The organism is Sporosarcina sp. Y1009 (assembly GCF_057669865.1).
Genome location: NZ_JBYHFO010000007.1, coordinates 170,294 through 187,623, shown reverse-complemented (window position 1 = coordinate 187,623; position 17,330 = coordinate 170,294). Strand labels below are relative to the sequence as shown.

Sequence of the window (17,330 nt, the reverse complement as noted above, 5' to 3'; positions counted from 1 at the left end):
TTTATAATTTACCCTTTAAGTTGTCGAATATTGTGATAATATAGAACTAGATAGAAAACGATAGTCTCCACCGCAAAATTCCCAACAGGAGGTCGAGTTGTCAAATGTTACTTCCATTAAATCATAGAAAAAAACTTGAGAATTATTTAAAGCATGAAAAATATTCCTATCCAGAAGTCTATGAGACTTCTCCAGATATTCTGTTATTCGTGTTTGATTTTGAAGGATTGATCGTAAAAATTAGAGGGAAGTATGACCAGTTATTTGGTATAGAATATGAGCATCTTGTTGGGAAAAAGTATAGCGAAGTTTTATATAAAGAAGATGTTGAAAAAGCACGGGAGTACCGTATGAAAGCGTTAAAGAATGAGCCTCAATATTTCGAAGCAAGAATCGTCAATCGTGATGGTCGTCTGATGAATATTGACATTTCTCTTGTGCCGATAAAATATGAAGGCAATGAGATTATCGGTTTTTATGCATTAACTAGTAATATCAATGAAAAAGTCGAACTCAGAAACTTTATCGAAGAAAAAGATAAGAAAGTAAATTCTTTAATTCATCATGCACATGAAATTATAGGCGTCATTGACAAAAACGGAATCATCACGATTGAAAACCCCTCAATTGAAGAAAAACTTGGTTACAAAGTGGAGGAGATTTCTAGTAAGAAATTTATAGAATTTATTCATCCTGAGGATTTAAAAATATATAATGATAAGCTTCGGGAGATTATTGATAGACCCAATACACCATTTACAGTCGGGTTAAGAATCCAACACAAACATGGTGAATGGCGGAATTTTGACGTGATCTGTACGAATCTTCTTAATGAGCCTAGTGTAAAAGGCGTAGTTTGTAATCTTCTCGATACCACTGAAATTAGACAACAACAACTTGAAATTCAAAGAATGGCTTACCATGATGATCAAACAGGATTACCCAATTTAAGGACATTTGAAAAAAGATTAGATGAACTCATTCAGGAAAACAAATCTATGAATCGAAAATACGCGATTATTCATCTAAATTTAGATGGATATAGATTTCTAATTGATTTAATAGGTCGAGACATTGCTAATCAACTACTAGTTAAGATGGCTGGTAAGATTAACAATAGATTAGGCTCTTCGATTACGCTGCTAGCTAGAATCAATGATGATGATTTTGCCCTATTAACAGAAGAGATTTTTGAAATTGAAGAGGTTCAAGAAATAGCAAATGAAATTTTACAGTTATTTGAGCACTCACTTAATATAAGTAGTTTTAATCTAATGATCACAATACGGATGGGCATTAGTATTTTTCCGGAATCTGGAGTGGATTCATCGGTGCTCATGAAAAATGCTAGTTCAGCTCTATATCTAGCGAAGAAGTCACGTGAGAGTAATTATCAAGTTTTTTCTCCAACTGCAAATTTAAGTACATATAAAGTTTTTTCTTTAAGGAGTGAGCTTCAAGATGCACTTAAGCACAATCAATTTATCATTCATTACCAACCAATCATCAACGTTATCACAAAAGAGATAGAGAGTGTGGAAGCACTTCTACGCTGGAATCATCCAAATTGGGGGCTTGTCCCACCAAACGAATTCATACCATTTGCCGAGGAGTCGGGCGTCATTATTGATATTGGTGAATGGGTGCTACAAACTGTTTGTCGAGATGTCAGTGCCTGGCATGCTGCAGGCTATCCGATAAAAGCTTCAGTAAATTTGTCAATCGTTCAATTTTTACAACCAGATTTGGTCAGTATGATTCAATTAATTTTAGAAGAAAACGGCATTGACTCGAAATGGTTGATGATCGAAATTACAGAAAGTACAACGATTGAACAAGAAGAGAAGATGTTTTCTAAGCTAAACCAACTTCGAAAGCTAGGTTTGCATATAGCACTTGATGATTTCGGTACAGGTTATGCATCGTTCAATAAGCTTATCAAGATTAAACCATCTGTCTTGAAATTGGATAGTTCATTGATTAGAGGCATACCGGGTGAGCTTGTGAGCAGAGAAGTCGTTACGACGATTATTCAATTAGCCCATCGACTTTCCATAAAAGTTGTTGCCGAAGGTGTTGAAACAATTGAACAAGAAAAATTTGTAGCTGACTTACAATGTGACTGGATTCAAGGCTATTTGTACAGTAAACCAGTCCCTGCAGAAGTATTACTAAAAAAATTGAACGGACAACTGCTTAGCGTTATTCAGCAGGAGAACCGAGATAGTGAACGAGGCAAGAACTTCAAACTAGAATTTAAGTATCCTTTAGAAGCGAGCATGACAATCACTGAGCTAAATGGTCGAAAAGTTTATTTGGGGAACAGGAAAGTATTATTGGAGAACCTTGAACCAGGTCGATTATGTTTTTTGTATAATATTAAACTTCCGATTGGCACAGAGATGGTGCTGAAATTTCAACTTGAAATTATGAATGAAAGATTTACACTCTTGGGCAAGATAACTTGTGGCTCAGAACATAAAAGTATTTACCGCTACGATATTTCATTGATCATTGATGAGGCAAATCAAGATAGGTTAATCAAACAACTTGATATGCTCTATCTAGAACTAAATAAAGATCCGCTATTAACCGGACATTCATTTATCGTTGAAAACCCGCTGGAGTATTTTAGGCAATAAATCACGCCAACTTGATGACGCGAGGAAGGATGGCTTTAAATAGGAAGCAGTTTATTTCGAATCCAAGAGTGAGTAATAGTTGAGCCCAAAAGAAAAAGCCCTGTATAGGGCGTGTGGGATATTATGAAGTAAGCTTAAGTAGATTCATAGATGTGCGACGTTGGATTTCACGTTCTAGCAGTTGAATAAAATCAGCACTCAATTTTAATTCAAGGGCTTTAAAGTAGGACTCAATCAAGAAATGATCGGTTAGTTTACTCATTTCAAATACACCTCCAAGTTTTAATAGTACTATTTTGTACGCTCGGTACATATATTAGTGAGGGATCATCTATCTATCTTATAATCTAACAGAATTGAATAATAAGAACAATCGTTCTTTTATCCACAGAGAGTGGGGGATATCCTGTGGATGAGCTGTTCAAAATGCCTACAAAGTCAATAGTCTGTATTGGTAGAATGTTATCAACCTTATCCACAACTGTTAAAAATAGTGGGTATTTGTCGGAAAATAAAATTATTTACTGCGATATTTCGGTTCTATTTCAGTAAATCTTGTTTAACGCCATAAAAAAAGACATAAAAAAACGACTCTACGAAGAGTCGTTTTTTTATGTGGTTATTATTTCAGTTGACTAATTTCGTGAATTGGTGCATTTGCAGCTTTTAGACCTGGCATTTCATCGTAATTGGCTGATGTATTAACTGCATTTGTAGATACAGCGAAAATTGTTAAAATAAATAGAATAGATAAGACTTTTTTCATTATAAATCCTCCCATTTCTGATTTTTTCTATAAATATAACCATATCTATTAGCTTCATTATAAAGCATAGATGATAGTTTATATTTCCTGTTTTTAAAATACCATTCAGCTAGCGCAATACTATACTTGTTGATATATTGATAGTCTTGAATATTTTTGAAATGTTCAATTGCTTCTTCAGCAATATCTTCTGATAAACCGAATTCACTATGAAGTGATTTAAAAAAATTAAAATGGTGATAATAAGATATGAAGCTTATATCTTCTAGTTGACAATAAAGTGAAAGTCCTTTATCACACCACTTATTTACTGATATTTTATCAGATACTTTAGAATACTCAACAATTATACCTAATATAGAAATTAACTGTTTTCTGGGATCCTTTTTAGAATTAATACTTTTTAAAAGAAATTTAATGGCTTCATCATTTTTTCCCATCGTACCATATAATGAGCCTAAATTATGGTATACTAGTCCTTTTTCGCTATCTAAGTCAAATTCATCACATAACTGCTTTGCTTTATAATATGATTCAAATGCTTCCTCATATTGTTCGCTTCTTTTCTGAGTTACGCCGATTAGAACGTAGCACTCTAAAACACGTTTCATTAAAAAGTTTTCTCTGAAGTATTCCAGTGCTGTTTTTATAAATTCAATTGCAATAAATATTCGATTATCTGCAGTATATATTAGCCCAATTAAATAATTGAGTTCGGCTTTCTCCCAAGCTTCTAAAGAAATATCATCAATAGTATGCAACACTATTTCAAGGTGTTCAATTGCTAACCTTCTATTTTTTACTGAATAATAATAAATTGCATTAATGACGTGAAATAAATATTTGTGTCTTAAATTAAAGTTTATGCTTAGTTTCGATAAATTATTAATTTCCTTAAATCTAAGTTCCAAATCAATTCCTAGAGTGAGCCTTAATCGAAGTAAGATTAGTAAATAAGAATATTGAAGGGAATCATTTTCGAATAAAGGACTTTGAGATTCTAATTCTGCTAATTTTTGTTTGGTGAATGTATCATCTCTTATAGTAAGAACTTTTTTATAGATATCTCTAATATAGTATTCAAATTCTGCTTCAGATTGATAATCATTTTCTTGAATATTAGATACATCCATATTCAATTTGTTGAATAAGAGAATAGCGATGTCTTCACTTGGCACGATTTGGTTTCGCTCTATCTTAGATAAATAAGAAGGGGTACAGATTCCCCGTGCCAAAACAACTTGTTTCATTTTTTGTCTAATTCTTTCAGCCCTAATTAAATGGCCAACTTTCATAGAGGATCCCCTCTTTCTAATTAGTATAGTACATAATCACTAAAATGTCATGTGAATTTTGAATTAAGAAACTTTTTATGAATATAGCTAAAAAACACATTGTTTAATAAAAAATGTCCCAACTTGAATATGTTTAAACCACTAGTGCCACGTGGTATCTTTAGTATAGCAATAGAAAAGGGGAATTGACATGCGCAGAATAGAACAAGTTTCGATTGATGAGTTAGTGAGACGAGATACTGTTCGCCGTGATGATGCTAAAGTTAGGGATAAATTCAAGATAATTACATACCTTAATCATATTATATCATTAATTCAAAGGAGGTAAACTTATGGCGATGAATCAGACAAGCTATTCTAATGCTTATGAGTCAAGTAGCATTGAATTGCATAAAATGAAACATGAGTTATTAATGTTTGTGACAAAAATGAAGTCTGAAGGATATTTAACCACGGTCGACTATCATGATCTGCCTGATGTGTTCGAAAATGATCGAATTAAATCCTCTGTAGTTTAACAAAGCCTAATCTCATAAGAACCCACTTGTTTTTACGACAAACCATCAAACTTGGAAAGGGTGGCAGAATTATATGTATAAGAAGTTAGTCCTCCATTGGCACATCTTTAAATACAATATTCACATCACCAGTTTCCAAGATTGTTTGGACAGTAAAATGAAAGAGAAGATTAAAGTGGAAATTGAATATCACAAGAATAAGATTCGAGAACTTGAGTTATTATAATAGCTAAATCAACGGACATCCATTGAGAGATAACTTCTCAATGGATTTTTTATATGATTAATTAAATAAACTGAATCCTTATGGCGTGACATGTTAGTATGGTAATAGAAGAAAGAAAGGAATTGACCTACTAATGAATACGGTTTTTATTGCAGGACATGCGAGATTGCCATCGGGTATGGCAGCACAAAGTATGTATGAAACATTAACGATTACAGCGGAAATTGATAAAAAATATGGTGTGATTATCATGGCAAGTTGTACATTGGCGACCGTTCATGGTCAAGACTTTGTACACCAACTTCTTAAAGGGCATAGCTTGCAAGATGGCATTGATAAACCAATTGAAGTTGTCAAGTGCCATTACTTAGGGAAAGCGGGAAATGCAATTATTTCAGCATTAAAAGATCTATATAAACAGTATGAGGCGTATAATGATGCGAAGTAAGATTATTTAAAACTGTCCAACTTTATGGTTTACAAGTTTACATTGATGGACTAGAATAAGAGTTATAAGTCATGTCGAAACGTTTTCACATCGTTCATCCCACATGATTATGAAAAAAATGATGAATAAGCCATAACTGCCTAGTCTGTTGGTATTGCCTTTTCGGTCTTATCGGCGCAGATATAAGCCAGTTCAATTTGACTAACAGCGATCTGTAGTCTCTTTGAATTGGCTTTTTCTTATGGAGAAACGGGGCGGATGAATTGGGAGGGGCTTTAAAAGGATTTACCGTATTAGACCTATCGCGAGTACTGGCAGGACCATTTTGTACGATGGTTTTAGGTGACCTTGGTGCAGAAGTTATCAAAGTAGAAGGTCCTGATGGTAGTGATGATACTCGGAAATGGGGGCCTCCATTTAATAATGGCGTGAGTGCATATTATTTAACCGCAAATCGCAATAAGAAATCCATTACTGTAGATTTGAAATCTGAGGAAGGCGTTAATATCATTAAAGAACTTGTACTTACGAGTGATGTCATCGTTCATAATTTTAAAACTGGAACGATGGAACGCTTTGGATTGGGGTATGACACACTTAAAGAAATTAATCCAGAACTCGTTTTTTGTTCCATTACTGGATTCGGTGAAACAGGTCCTGAGAAAGATGTACCTGGATATGATTTAATCATCCAGGCAATGAGTGGACTTATGAGTCTTACAGGGACTGAAGAATCTGGGCCTCAAAAGACTGGGGTAGCCATTACGGATGTTTTAACAGGATTATATGCTTGTATTGGAATCCAAGCGGCTTTGATAGAAAGAGTTCAATCGGGTCTCGGACAAAAATTGGATATCTCGTTATACGACAGTGCTGTTAGTGCACTTGTTAATATCGGTAGTAATTATTTGATGTCTGGAGAAATACCTACAAGGCTTGGTAATCATCATGCGAATATTGTTCCGTATCAGAGTTTTAAGACTGCCGATGGTGAAATGGTTATTGCGGTGGGAAATGATACTCAATTTAAAGCGTTATGTTTGGTTCTAGAAAACCCTGAAATCGCACGAGATGAGCGTTTTCTAACCAATCCCAAAAGAGTTCAGCATCGAGATGAATTAGTCCCGATTCTTGAACATATTTTTATTGGTAAGTCGTCAATCTATTGGCAAGAGAAATGTCGAGAAAATAATATTCCATGTGGTCCAATTCAAAATTTAAAAGAAGTCATCCATGATAAACAACTTCAATCCCGGAATATGTTCATAACAAAAAATCACCCGACAGCAGGGCCAATAAAAATGATAGGTAGTCCATTAAAGCTTTCAAGAACACCTATCACTTATGAGTATCACCCCCCAAATCCTGGGGAACATCAAACAGAAATTATGAACCAATTAAAACAAAAAAAAAGGGGAGAAGTAAGAGATGAATTTTTCATTTACAGAAGAACAGGAAATGTTACGTAGTACGGTCAGAAATTTTGTAGACAAAGAAATTATGCCGCATATTGGTCAATGGGACCGTGCGGGGAAATCTGATCCAGCAATTTATACGAAACTGGCGAATTTAGGTTTAATGGGTGTATGTGTTCCTGAAAAATACGGCGGTAGTGGAATGGATTATAACTCATTAGCAATTGTTTGTGAGGAATTGGAAAGAGGCGATACTGCATTTCGGACAGCTGTTTCTGTTCATATCGGTTTAAACAGCTTGACGTTATTGCAATGGGGAAATGAGGAGCAGAAACAAAAGTATTTAATCCCGCAGGCAAAAGGTGAAAAGATGGGCGCTTTTGGATTAACAGAACCCGCGGCTGGATCTGATGTTGCTGCACTTCAAACAACTGCTGTGAAAGACGGAGATCATTATATATTAAATGGCCAAAAAACATGGATTTCGCTTTGTGACATAGCCGATCATTTCCTCGTTTTTGCTTACACAGGCGACCGGTCTGAAAAGCATAAAGGCATATCTGCATTCATTGTAGAGCGTACATGGGAAGGATTCTCTTCAGTCGCAACGAAAGGGAAGTTAGGAATTCGTGCGGGCAATACAGGCGAGTTATTCTTTGAAGATGTGAAAGTTCCGAAAGAAAACCTACTTGGCGAAGAAGGCGAAGGATTTAAAATCGCAATGGCAGCACTGGATAATGGAAGGTTTACAGTAGCAGCAGGGGCTGTCGGACAAATTATGGCATGTATGGAAGCAAGTATTAGCTATTGTCATGATCGAAAAACTTTCGGAAAAGAAATCGGAAAGCATCAGCTTGTGCAGCAAATGATTGCAAAAATGGAAGCAGGCTTTCAGATGAGTCGTTTTCTAGTCTACCGCGCAGGTGTGTTGAAAAACGAAGGGAAACGAAACACGAGAGAAACGTCACTCGCAAAATGGCAGGCATGTGATTTTGCTAACCAAGCAGCAGATGATGCTGTCCAAATTCACGGGGCATACGGTTATTCTGATGAATATCCAGTAGAACGATATTTACGAAATTCTAAAGCGCCAGTGATTTACGAAGGTACGCGTGAAATTCACACAGTTATGCAAGCGGAGTATGTACTCGGATACCGGGAAGATAAAACGTTAAATAAAATGCTACCTGCTTGGGAGCAATAATTACTAAAAAAAGAGTATGGAGGGAATAATCCTTCCATACTCTTTTAATTTGATTGATTATCCTTGGGTCATAGCTGTTTTTCGATTCGCAATGCGCGTAAATGCTCTGAAGCTTAACATAATCGAGAGTAATGCGTAAATACTGCCTGGGAACAAAGGAATCATTCCAGGGAAAATGCTAATCACAACGTAAATAGCAAGTCCGCTTAATGCCATTGCGATGACTTCAATAGGAGATGTTAGTGCGATTAGAAATGACTGTTTGAAATACTGGAAAAACTTCAATTCGAAATGTACATATACAGGAAAGAAAAATAATAAACACATGGATCCAGAAAGAAATATCAAAATGAGCACTGGATATAAGAATTGAAGTTTGCCTTCATTCATCTGCAAAAATAGCAAATCGTAATAGAGAAAATAAGCGACCATGTAAAAAATAATGGCGAATCCATTCGTTTTTATAAATTCTGCACGATAGGTATGCCAAAATGTCTGGAAAATTTTGCTGTTATCATCTTCAATCATTTTTTTACGAATAATCGTAAACATTGCAACAGTTGCTGGAAAAACACCGAAAACAACAAGACCTAGAACGGTGAATAGGATCCATAGCAAGTTTATGTAAATAAGCTCTATCATTTTATTTGTGAATTTGTTGAAACTTTCCCATGTCATACGAAATTCCCCCCTACTTAACTACTTACTATAAGATATGAACCTACTAAAATGCAATCCATTCCTATGAAGAAAATTCCTAAGAGTCCGACATGGGTGATATGTCTATTAATTAAAGACGCTTAAGAGACTTGTCTCTTGATGCTGAATAATGTAATCTGAATACTAGTCATCGGACAATTTAGTTGTTTCAGATTTTAGTATGAATAGTGATCAACATCAAGTTCGATGCTATAACAGTCTCAATGAATAAGATGATAACGCTTACAGAAGGGAATGAAAACTAAAGGGGTGTTGTTGCTTCGACTTTATACTAGAAAAGTTTTTGAATATTAATTTCACATTTTGAAAGGGGATAGGTTAATGAAAAATTTAAAGTTTTTATTCATGTTTCTTTTAGTAGGGGTTCTTCTGGTCGCATGTAGTGATTCAGGTGATGAAAAAGATGGTGAGAAAAAACCAGTATCTGGAGAAGATGGGGAGCTGTCTGGTGAAATTACAGTATGGGCACATCCTTTCACTGGAGATCAAGAAGTTGAAGGGAAAATGTGGGACGAAATTATTGCATCGTATGAAGATGCAACAGGGGTTAAAGTAAACTTTGAACAAATACCTTGGGCGAACCGAGACCAAAAAGTATTAACTGCTTTGGCGGCAAATAACGGTCCAGACGTCTTTTATGTAATTCCTGACCAAATGCCACAATATGCGGATGCCGGTATGTTACTAGGCTTGAAACCATATTTAGAAGGATTTGATCTAGAAGATTTCGTCGATACAGCACTTGTTTCAACAACATGGAAAGATGAATTATACGGTCTTCCTATTTTACAAGAGGCTTACACGTACATGTACAATGTGGATATTGTAAAAGAGATTGGTGAGGATCCAGAAAACTTACCAACAACTTGGGATGAGTTTGAAGAATGGGCTGCAAAAGCTAAAGAAAAAGGCTATTATGCGACAAGTTTCCAAGGCGGAGGATCTATGAATGGAACTTTATATCCATTCTTATGGCAAGCAGGCGGCGATGTCGTTACAGAAGACAATGAAGTTTTACTTAATAATGAAGCTGGCGTAGAAGCGTTTGAATTTATCAATAAAATGTACGAAAATGAATGGATTCCAAAAGATTCAATCACAGCAATGGAGCATGATGCGCTGTGGGACGGTGGACAAATGATGGCCGTACAAGGATCTGGGATTTCTGTAAGTCGTATGCTGACTATGGATAACTTTGATTTTGTTATTGCTGCGCCAATGAAGAACAAAGAACAATTGACTTATGGAACGACTGGAATGTTTGTGGCACCAATTAACACTGATAATCCGGCAGCTGCTGCGGAATTTATCAAAGTTGTCACGGATTCAGACAATCAGAAGAAATTTAACACAGTCACTCAATATATACCGACACGTGAATCTGCAAAAGATATTTTCGGAGAAAACAAATACCTTGAACAGCTCGCAGGCTATACGCAGTATGCACTTCCAGGTGTTATTCACCCAGAAGGCCGTACAATTATGCCAATGATTCAAGCAGAGCTTCAAACGATGTTGGAAGGAAAGAAAACGCCACAACAAGCGGCAGATGATGCTGCGGCAGCAATTGAAGCAAAGGTGAAAAATTAACTAGTTGGTGAACATAGAGAGTTTAATCGATTTATGATTAAGCTCTCTAACATTAACTTAAGAAGAGAGGGTGTTAACACTGAGTAATGCAGTGACTTCCAAAAAAACTAAATTGCCATTCGGGGAAAGAGTAAAACGGGAATGGAACCGAAATGCAATTGTTTATATCTTCTTAATCCCGATCCTTATCCATTTCATGGTTTTTCAAATCTATCCGTTTCTATTGAGCTTCTATTTAACGTTTATGGACTGGAAAGTAATTGGTGACCCCGAGTTTGTTGGATTAAAACATTGGCAATATTTTTTAACAGATAAATTAGCTTGGAAAGCATTATGGAATACAGTCGTGTTCTCTGTTTATTATATTGTTCCTACAATGGCTCTTGGTTTGATTTTAGCTTTAATCATCAACTCAGGTGTTAAAACTGCTCGTTTCTTTAAAGGAATCTTTTTTCTCCCAGTTGTAACTTCTTTTGTAATTGTTGCTGGGATTTGGGGATGGCTTTTTAGAGGAACAGAAGCTGGAATGATTAACTATCTCATTAGTTTTATAGGTATTGAACCGCAGTTGTTTTTGTCGAATTCTAGTCAAGCATTAGCTGTTTTAGCAGGCTTAAGTATTTTTAAAGTAGCTGGTTCAACAATGATTTATTATTTCGCAGGGCTGCAATCGATTGACAAGCAATTGTATGAGGCTGCAAGAATAGACGGTGCCTCACCAATAGAGATATTTTGGAAAGTAACATTCCCATTATTAAAACCAATTCACTTTTATGTTGCCATTACGACAACAATAGGTTCTTTCCAAATCTTTGATTCTGCTTATCTATTGACGGGCGGAGGACCAAACTATGCAACGACAACAATTGTCTATTACTTGTATGAACAAGGATTTACGGGCTTGAATTTAAGTTATGCGGCCGTACTTTCGTATGTTTTGTTTGCGATTATCTTGGTTGTTTCGCTCATACAGCGAAAATTTCTTGGCCAAGAATCTAAGCATTATTAAATGTATATGCTTGTCTAAAGGAGCCTGATTAAAATGTTGAAGAAAATAATTACATACACAGCATTATTTATATTAGGATTCTGTTTCTTATTGCCTTTTACAATCATGATTATGGGGTCCTTTAAAGCAGTAGAGTTTGCACAATTGGATCCACTATTCTGGATACCTGATGATCCAACGATAAAAAACTATCAATATATTATGAGAGATGGCCTATTTATCAGATGGATCATGAACTCCGTAATCATTACGGTCATTCCTGTAGCTAGTCAGATGCTTTTTTGTGCTGTTTTGGGCTATATTTTCGCAAAGAAACAGTTTCCTGGTAGAGAAATAATTTTCTGGGTTTTCATGGCAGTGATCATGATTCCACAACAATTATTAATCATTCCGAAATTTATCATGTTTTCTGATTTTGGTTGGATAAATACATATTGGGCATTAATCGTCCCAGAGTTGTGGGGAATTATGGGTGTTTTTCTTGTTCGACAGTTCCTTCAAAATATACCAAATGACTTAGAAGAAGCAGCTTATATCGATGGGGCAAATGATATTCAAATATTTATGAAAGTTATCCTTCCACTTTCAATCCCAGTCGTTGCAACAGTTGGAACTTTTTCGTTTATCTCAAACTGGAATGACTTATTCCAACCATTAATCTATTTAACACAAGAAAAGATGTTTCCAGTAACGCTTGGTTTAGCTTCGATGCTCGGAAAAGAAGGGAATTTTGGGGTTGAAATGGCTGGATCTACTGTTTCCTTTATCCCGACTTTCCTCATATTCCTATTCTTCCAGAGATACTTTACAGAGGGAATACAAATGTCAGGATTGAAATAATATCAGAAACATAAAAACGAGGCCGTAAGTTAATTCATACGGCCATTTTTCGTTATTGAAGTTATTGAAGAAGCTCTTCTTCTATAAAACTTAGTCGGTAAATACGACGCGGTCTTCCTTTATGGGTAACTTTTTCTTCACCGATTATCTCTACTAATGATGCGTCAGTCCATTTTAATAGAATTCGGTTTGCGCTTCGAATTGTAACATTTAGCGTAGATGCTAATTCCTGGGCAGTGTAGTTAACTTTCTTTTGGCGTGACACGCGTGCCATGAGTTTGGTCATGTAAGCAGCTGACATTCCTGCTTTTTGTGCTTTTTCTAAAAGATAAGGGTCTGTAATGGCTAATTGATATTGTTCATATTGCTTATGCGTTGTAATATCAACTGGGCCTAGAACGCTTTGATCTTCACGAACGATATAGCAAACATTTCCACCTAATTCTTTTGATTGACGAAGTGCAAGGCGGGCATGGTTTCCAGCTTCAGCCGCGGTTCGGCCAAAACCAACACCAAGACTAATGGTGATGCCAAATTCATTTTTTATTTCCTGAAGTAAGGGTATGAATTTGTATCCTCTTGTCTCTCGTTCAAATATTCCGCGGGTTGTAATGAATGAGTATTCTTCGCCGCCTAGATTGATAAGATGTCCATCTAGAGATTTTATATAGTCGAGGAGCATTTGTTGGATACTTAGCTTTAGTAGTTGAACCTCGTATTCAGTGTCGTATCTTTCTGAAAAGCCTTTGAAATTATCTAAATTGATCAGTCCAAATACGATTTGTGATTCTTTATTTCTCCGCGTATTAGTTGCTAGCAATGCTCTCTCTAACGACACAGTCATATCTTGCTGGGTGGGCGTTACCCATTCATTTGGTATACCAAGTTCTGTTAGTCGGCTTGCAACTGTTTGAATACCAGTCAATGTGATTGCATTTTTCGTCTTATAGTTATTGCAATGGAACGCAATCACATCATCAAGATTATCTATTTCTGATGCCCCATTGTAAAGAATTATTTCGTTAGCATCTTCTTCAATTTCTAATAGAATTTGTTCAACATACTTTTCTTCAACTGTATCAATCGATAAACATTTTAAACTATGGCCACTTTTAATAATTGATAATGATCGATAAAGCCCAGTTCCCATCAAAGGTAGATGATGGACAGGAATGGTGAAATTTATTGCGTGTTTCACTTTTTTATACGCATGGTAATCTGTGAATAGTAACACCTCTACGTCATCCATCAGAGCTAAAGTGATGGCTGGAATATCCGTGACGTTATCAATGATTTGAAATAGCGGTTTAAAATTTGGAAAGTTTTTTAACGTTTCTCTTGTCCGAGATACAAGTGCTTCGGGCGTAATGATTCCAATATTGATGTCTGAGTTATCAGCCGTCGATTGATTTTTTGGCAATGGAGTTCCTCCTTTTCCTCAATATAATCAGATTCACTTATTAAAAGACTCTTTATGGACTTGTCTTTTAATAAGAGTCTAACTAGAATTACGTTATAAGTCAATTGTATAAATTCAGTTTACTAAACATTTGAGGAGTGATGGAATTGAAAACACTAGTGGAGCTAGAAGAGTTTATGACTAAACCATCAAAGGCGTTAGTCAATGATATTAAAAAGTTAGATGGCGATATTTTAATCTTAGGTGTGGGTGGCAAGATGGGTCCGACTTTAGCCAAAATGACTAAAAGAGCCATTGATGAAAGTGGGCTCGATAAAAAAGTGATTGGTGCTTCTCGTTTTTCTTCCGGGAATTTAAAAGAAGAATTAGAGGACTTTGGAATTTCTACAATAGCTGTTGATTTACTAGATGACGAACAGCTGCAGGAAATGCCTGATGTTAAAAATGTGATTTTCATGGCTGGAAATAAGTTTGGTACTTCTGGCAACGAACATTTCACCTGGGCCATGAATGCCTATTTACCAGGAAGAATTGCTGATAAGTTTAAAAACTCACGAATCGTTGCATTTTCATCTGGTAATATTTATCCCTTGACGAATGTGGTGAACGGAAATTGTTCAGAGGATACAATGCCAAGTCCACTTGGCGAATACGCACAGTCTTGTTTGGGAAGAGAACGTGTTCTCACAAACTTTTCTCATGCAAATCAAACACCGATGTTATTATTCCGTTTGAATTATGCGATTGATATGAGGTATGGTGTTTTATTGGAAATTGCGAAGCATGTCATTGAAGAAAGGCCAATTGATCTGACAATGGGCAGTGTTAACGTCATTTGGCAAGGCGATGCCAATGAATATGCCGTTCGATCTCTCTTACATTGTGATTCACCGCCAAAAGTATTAAATGTGACGGGGCCGGAAACAATCTCGGTTCGCTGGCTTGCAAAAGAATTTGGTCAACGTTTTGGTAAGACACCTTTGTTTGAACAGGAAGAACAAGAAACAGCATTATTGAATAACGCTTCAAAAGCACATAAACTTTTTGGTTATCCAAGCGTATCTCTACAGGAGATGATTGATATGACCGCTACTTGGCTATTAAATGATGGTGAAATGTACGATAAGCCCACACATTTTCAAGAGCGGAAAGGAGAATTTTAAATGGTGAATTCTGCTGCGCTTAAAGAGTTACATAAAGGAACTGTTATTCCAGCACATCCGCTGGCACTTGATGAAAATCGCCAGTTTGATGAAGCTGGACAACGTGCCTTAACCCGATATTACATAGATGCAGGCGTGGGGGGATTGGCTGTAGGGGTTCACACAACGCAGTTTGAAATACGTGACCCTGAGTTTAATTTATTTGAAAAGGTATTGTCGCTTGCGATTGAAGAGCTAGAGAAAGCTGAAGTTCCAGATTCATTTATAAAAATTGGTGGTATCAGCGGTCCAAAAGCACAAGCCGTGAAAGAAGCTAATTTTCTTAAGTCGATAGGCTACGACTTTGCTTTACTCAGTACTGGGGGCCTCGGAGATGCTTCTGAACAAGAATTGCTAGAACGAACGAAGGCGGTTGCAGAGATTATTCCAGTTATCGGGTTTTATCTACAACCTGCTGTAGGCGGGCGTGTCCTTTCTTATGATTTTTGGAAAGAACTAGCAGATATACCGAATGTACACGGGATCAAAATCGCTCCTTTTAATCGATATCAGACACTTGATGTGATGCGTGCGGTTTGTAACGCTGAAAGAAATAAAGAAATCGCTATTTATACTGGCAATGACGATAATATTGTTGCAGATTTGTTGACCTCGTATCGTTTTAACGTAAATGGGAAAATCGTGGAGAAAGAAATCGTTGGCGGATTATTGGGGCATTGGTCTGTTTGGACAAAAAAGACAGTTGAAATTTTTGAGGAAATCAAAAAAGCTAAAACAACCGGGAATATCCCAGTTGAATTGTTAACAATTGGGCAAGAAATTACTGATGCCAACGCTGCATTCTTCGATCCGAAGAACCAATTTAAAGGAAGTATAGCCGGGATTAATGAAGTGTTAGCAAGACAAGGAATTCTTCAAGGTAATTGGTGTTTACATGAGCGGGAAAAGCTTAGCCCAAACCAAGCACAGGAAATCGACCGCGTATATGCTGAATATCCTCATCTAAATGACGATGCATTTGTGAAAGAAAACTTGTCTAAATGGTTTAATAAGGAGTAGATGATGTGAGAACGGTTATTGCGAGAGATAAAAAAGTGCAAGTAATTGAACAAGCAGACCCAGTAATTTTACCATCCTATGTACTAATTGAAACGAGTTATTCCGCAATTTCACCAGGAACAGAACTCGGTTTAATTGAACTCAGTGAAGGCCGTGACCTTGAACTGGGTTATAGTGCAGTCGGCGTTGTTGTTGAGTGCGGTGATCATGTAAAGGACTTCCAGCCAGGGGATCGTGTCGCTTGCTACGGAGCTCCTTATGTGGGGCACCGTGAAAAACTTTTAGTTCCAACAACTTTATGTGCAAAAGTACCGTCCAATGTCGATTTAAAAGAAGGTTCATTAGCTGGAATAGGTGCAATTGCCATTCACGCTTTACGAGTTGCGAACTTAGCGTTTGGCGAGACGATTGTGATTGTTGGACTCGGGGTACTTGGCCAAATGATTGCCAAAATCGCGAATGCGGCTGCTTATAATGTCATCGCTTTTGATATTCAAGTAGACCGAGTAAAACTGATTAACGAAGATAAGGGAATTCGAGCATTTTCATCTCGTGCTGAAATGGAAGAGGCACTCTTACAGTCTACAGCTAATCACGGTGCTGATGCTGTCCTATTATGTTCGGGCGGCAAACGTTCTGAACTGACTGACTACTGTCTCGAGTGGGTTAGAAAACAAGGGAAAGTTGTGATTGTCGGAGACGTGGAACCAGTTTTTCCGCGCGGTCAACTTTTTTCGAAAGAAGCACAAATTCTAATTTCGCGCGCCGGCGGACCTGGACGATATGATCCAATATATGAGAAACAAGCCATTGACTATCCTTATGGATATGTGCGTTGGACTGAAGGACGAAATGTCGCAGAGTATATTCGCTTACTCAGTACTGAAAAAATTGATGTACAACCCTTTTTGAAAAATGAAGTTGAACTTGAGAAAGTTCCTTTTGCTTACGATGCGTTAAGTAGCAGTGAAAAAGATGTGTTAACGAAAATTATTACCTATAAAAAATAGGGAAG

The 17,330-nt window shown here is 36.6% G+C and carries 16 protein-coding genes; 11 read left to right on the top strand and 5 right to left on the bottom strand.

All coding sequences use genetic code 11. The features are described 5' to 3' along the window. The first annotated feature begins 104 nt into the window (after window positions 1-104). On the top strand, window positions 105-2,642 hold the full coding sequence (locus tag AC25Y1_RS11185) for a sensor domain-containing protein (RefSeq protein WP_488148065.1): 2,538 nt from the start codon (window positions 105-107) through the stop codon (window positions 2,640-2,642). Between the two features lie 121 nt (window positions 2,643-2,763). On the opposite strand, the gene sda is transcribed toward AC25Y1_RS11185, so the two are convergent. The 3 genes from sda to AC25Y1_RS11170 all read right to left on the bottom strand — a co-directional run bounded on the left by sda (window position 2,764) and on the right by AC25Y1_RS11170 (window position 4,703). Continuing rightward, on the bottom strand, window positions 2,764-2,904 hold the full coding sequence (gene sda / locus AC25Y1_RS11180; RefSeq protein ID WP_488148064.1) for a sporulation histidine kinase inhibitor Sda: 141 nt from the start codon (window positions 2,902-2,904) through the stop codon (window positions 2,764-2,766). 360 nt (window positions 2,905-3,264) lie between these two features. Next, window positions 3,265-3,408 (bottom strand): hypothetical protein, encoded by a 144-nt coding sequence (locus tag AC25Y1_RS11175; RefSeq protein ID WP_488148063.1) that lies wholly within the window; start codon window positions 3,406-3,408, stop codon window positions 3,265-3,267. Beyond that, entirely contained in the window at window positions 3,408-4,703 is a 1,296-nt protein-coding gene (locus AC25Y1_RS11170) for a tetratricopeptide repeat protein (protein WP_488148062.1), read from the bottom strand. Before AC25Y1_RS11170 ends, AC25Y1_RS11175 begins: the two co-directional genes overlap by 1 nt. Window positions 4,704-5,035: 332 nt before the next feature. On the opposite strand from AC25Y1_RS11170, the gene AC25Y1_RS11165 reads away from it, so the two are divergent. The 4 genes from AC25Y1_RS11165 (at window position 5,036) to AC25Y1_RS11150 (ending at window position 8,514) form a co-directional block, all read left to right on the top strand. After that, window positions 5,036-5,221, top strand: a complete 186-nt coding sequence (locus AC25Y1_RS11165) for a hypothetical protein (RefSeq protein ID WP_488148061.1) — start codon at window positions 5,036-5,038, stop codon at window positions 5,219-5,221. Between the two features lie 359 nt (window positions 5,222-5,580). After that, window positions 5,581-5,895, top strand: a complete 315-nt coding sequence (locus AC25Y1_RS11160) for a DUF3870 domain-containing protein (RefSeq protein ID WP_488148060.1) — start codon at window positions 5,581-5,583, stop codon at window positions 5,893-5,895. 263 nt (window positions 5,896-6,158) lie between these two features. Then, window positions 6,159-7,364, top strand: coding sequence for a CaiB/BaiF CoA transferase family protein (locus tag AC25Y1_RS11155; RefSeq protein WP_488148059.1), 1,206 nt, complete (start codon window positions 6,159-6,161; stop codon window positions 7,362-7,364). Next, window positions 7,324-8,514, top strand: coding sequence for an acyl-CoA dehydrogenase family protein (locus AC25Y1_RS11150; RefSeq protein WP_488148058.1), 1,191 nt, complete (start codon window positions 7,324-7,326; stop codon window positions 8,512-8,514). The genes AC25Y1_RS11155 and AC25Y1_RS11150 overlap by 41 nt, the downstream gene beginning before the upstream one ends. Before the next feature lie 57 nt (window positions 8,515-8,571). Here the strand turns inward: AC25Y1_RS11150 and AC25Y1_RS11145 are convergent, their stop codons facing one another. Further along, the gene (locus tag AC25Y1_RS11145; protein ID WP_488148057.1) at window positions 8,572-9,192 is read right to left on the bottom strand and encodes a YesL family protein; all 621 of its coding nucleotides are present in this window, start codon (window positions 9,190-9,192) and stop codon (window positions 8,572-8,574) included. A 363-nt stretch (window positions 9,193-9,555) separates the two neighbouring features. Here AC25Y1_RS11145 and AC25Y1_RS11140 point away from each other — a divergent pair, with 363 nt between their 5' ends. The 3 genes from AC25Y1_RS11140 to AC25Y1_RS11130 all read left to right on the top strand — a co-directional run bounded on the left by AC25Y1_RS11140 (window position 9,556) and on the right by AC25Y1_RS11130 (window position 12,673). Further along, on the top strand, window positions 9,556-10,824 hold the full coding sequence (locus AC25Y1_RS11140; RefSeq protein ID WP_488148056.1) for a sugar ABC transporter substrate-binding protein: 1,269 nt from the start codon (window positions 9,556-9,558) through the stop codon (window positions 10,822-10,824). Window positions 10,825-10,915: 91 nt separating this feature from the next. After that, window positions 10,916-11,833 (top strand): carbohydrate ABC transporter permease, encoded by a 918-nt coding sequence (locus tag AC25Y1_RS11135; protein ID WP_488148055.1) that lies wholly within the window; start codon window positions 10,916-10,918, stop codon window positions 11,831-11,833. A 36-nt stretch (window positions 11,834-11,869) separates the two neighbouring features. After that, window positions 11,870-12,673 carry a carbohydrate ABC transporter permease gene (locus AC25Y1_RS11130; protein ID WP_488148089.1) on the top strand — a complete coding sequence of 268 codons (804 nt, stop codon included), beginning with the start codon at window positions 11,870-11,872 and terminating at the stop codon, window positions 12,671-12,673. A gap of 61 nt (window positions 12,674-12,734) precedes the next feature. On the opposite strand, the gene AC25Y1_RS11125 is transcribed toward AC25Y1_RS11130, so the two are convergent. Then, entirely contained in the window at window positions 12,735-14,093 is a 1,359-nt protein-coding gene (locus AC25Y1_RS11125; protein WP_488148054.1) for a GTP cyclohydrolase IIa, read from the bottom strand. A 146-nt stretch (window positions 14,094-14,239) separates the two neighbouring features. On the opposite strand from AC25Y1_RS11125, the gene AC25Y1_RS11120 reads away from it, so the two are divergent. Genes AC25Y1_RS11120 through AC25Y1_RS11110 form a run of 3 tightly spaced genes read left to right on the top strand, consistent with a single transcriptional unit; the run spans window position 14,240 to window position 17,325 of the window. Continuing rightward, entirely contained in the window at window positions 14,240-15,256 is a 1,017-nt protein-coding gene (locus AC25Y1_RS11120; protein WP_488148053.1) for an NAD-dependent epimerase/dehydratase family protein, read from the top strand. Next, complete coding sequence (locus AC25Y1_RS11115; protein ID WP_488148052.1) at window positions 15,257-16,315, top strand: dihydrodipicolinate synthase family protein; 1,059 nt, start codon at window positions 15,257-15,259, stop codon at window positions 16,313-16,315. A 5-nt stretch (window positions 16,316-16,320) separates the two neighbouring features. After that, window positions 16,321-17,325, top strand: a complete 1,005-nt coding sequence (locus AC25Y1_RS11110) for a zinc-dependent alcohol dehydrogenase (RefSeq protein ID WP_488148051.1) — start codon at window positions 16,321-16,323, stop codon at window positions 17,323-17,325. The last annotated feature ends 5 nt before the right edge of the window (window positions 17,326-17,330 follow it).

Bases quoted from the DNA above. Each gene is read 5' to 3' on its own strand.
- AC25Y1_RS11185 (WP_488148065.1), top strand. From the start codon at position 105: ATGTTACTTCCATTAAATCATAGAAAAAAACTTGAGAATTATTTAAAG.
- sda (WP_488148064.1), bottom strand. From the start codon at position 2,904: ATGAGTAAACTAACCGATCATTTCTTGATTGAGTCCTACTTTAAAGCC.
- AC25Y1_RS11175 (WP_488148063.1), bottom strand. From the start codon at position 3,408: ATGAAAAAAGTCTTATCTATTCTATTTATTTTAACAATTTTCGCTGTA.
- AC25Y1_RS11170 (WP_488148062.1), bottom strand. From the start codon at position 4,703: ATGAAAGTTGGCCATTTAATTAGGGCTGAAAGAATTAGACAAAAAATG.
- AC25Y1_RS11165 (WP_488148061.1), top strand. From the start codon at position 5,036: ATGGCGATGAATCAGACAAGCTATTCTAATGCTTATGAGTCAAGTAGC.
- AC25Y1_RS11160 (WP_488148060.1), top strand. From the start codon at position 5,581: ATGAATACGGTTTTTATTGCAGGACATGCGAGATTGCCATCGGGTATG.
- AC25Y1_RS11150 (WP_488148058.1), top strand. From the start codon at position 7,324: ATGAATTTTTCATTTACAGAAGAACAGGAAATGTTACGTAGTACGGTC.
- AC25Y1_RS11145 (WP_488148057.1), bottom strand. From the start codon at position 9,192: ATGACATGGGAAAGTTTCAACAAATTCACAAATAAAATGATAGAGCTT.
- AC25Y1_RS11140 (WP_488148056.1), top strand. From the start codon at position 9,556: ATGAAAAATTTAAAGTTTTTATTCATGTTTCTTTTAGTAGGGGTTCTT.
- AC25Y1_RS11115 (WP_488148052.1), top strand. From the start codon at position 15,257: ATGGTGAATTCTGCTGCGCTTAAAGAGTTACATAAAGGAACTGTTATT.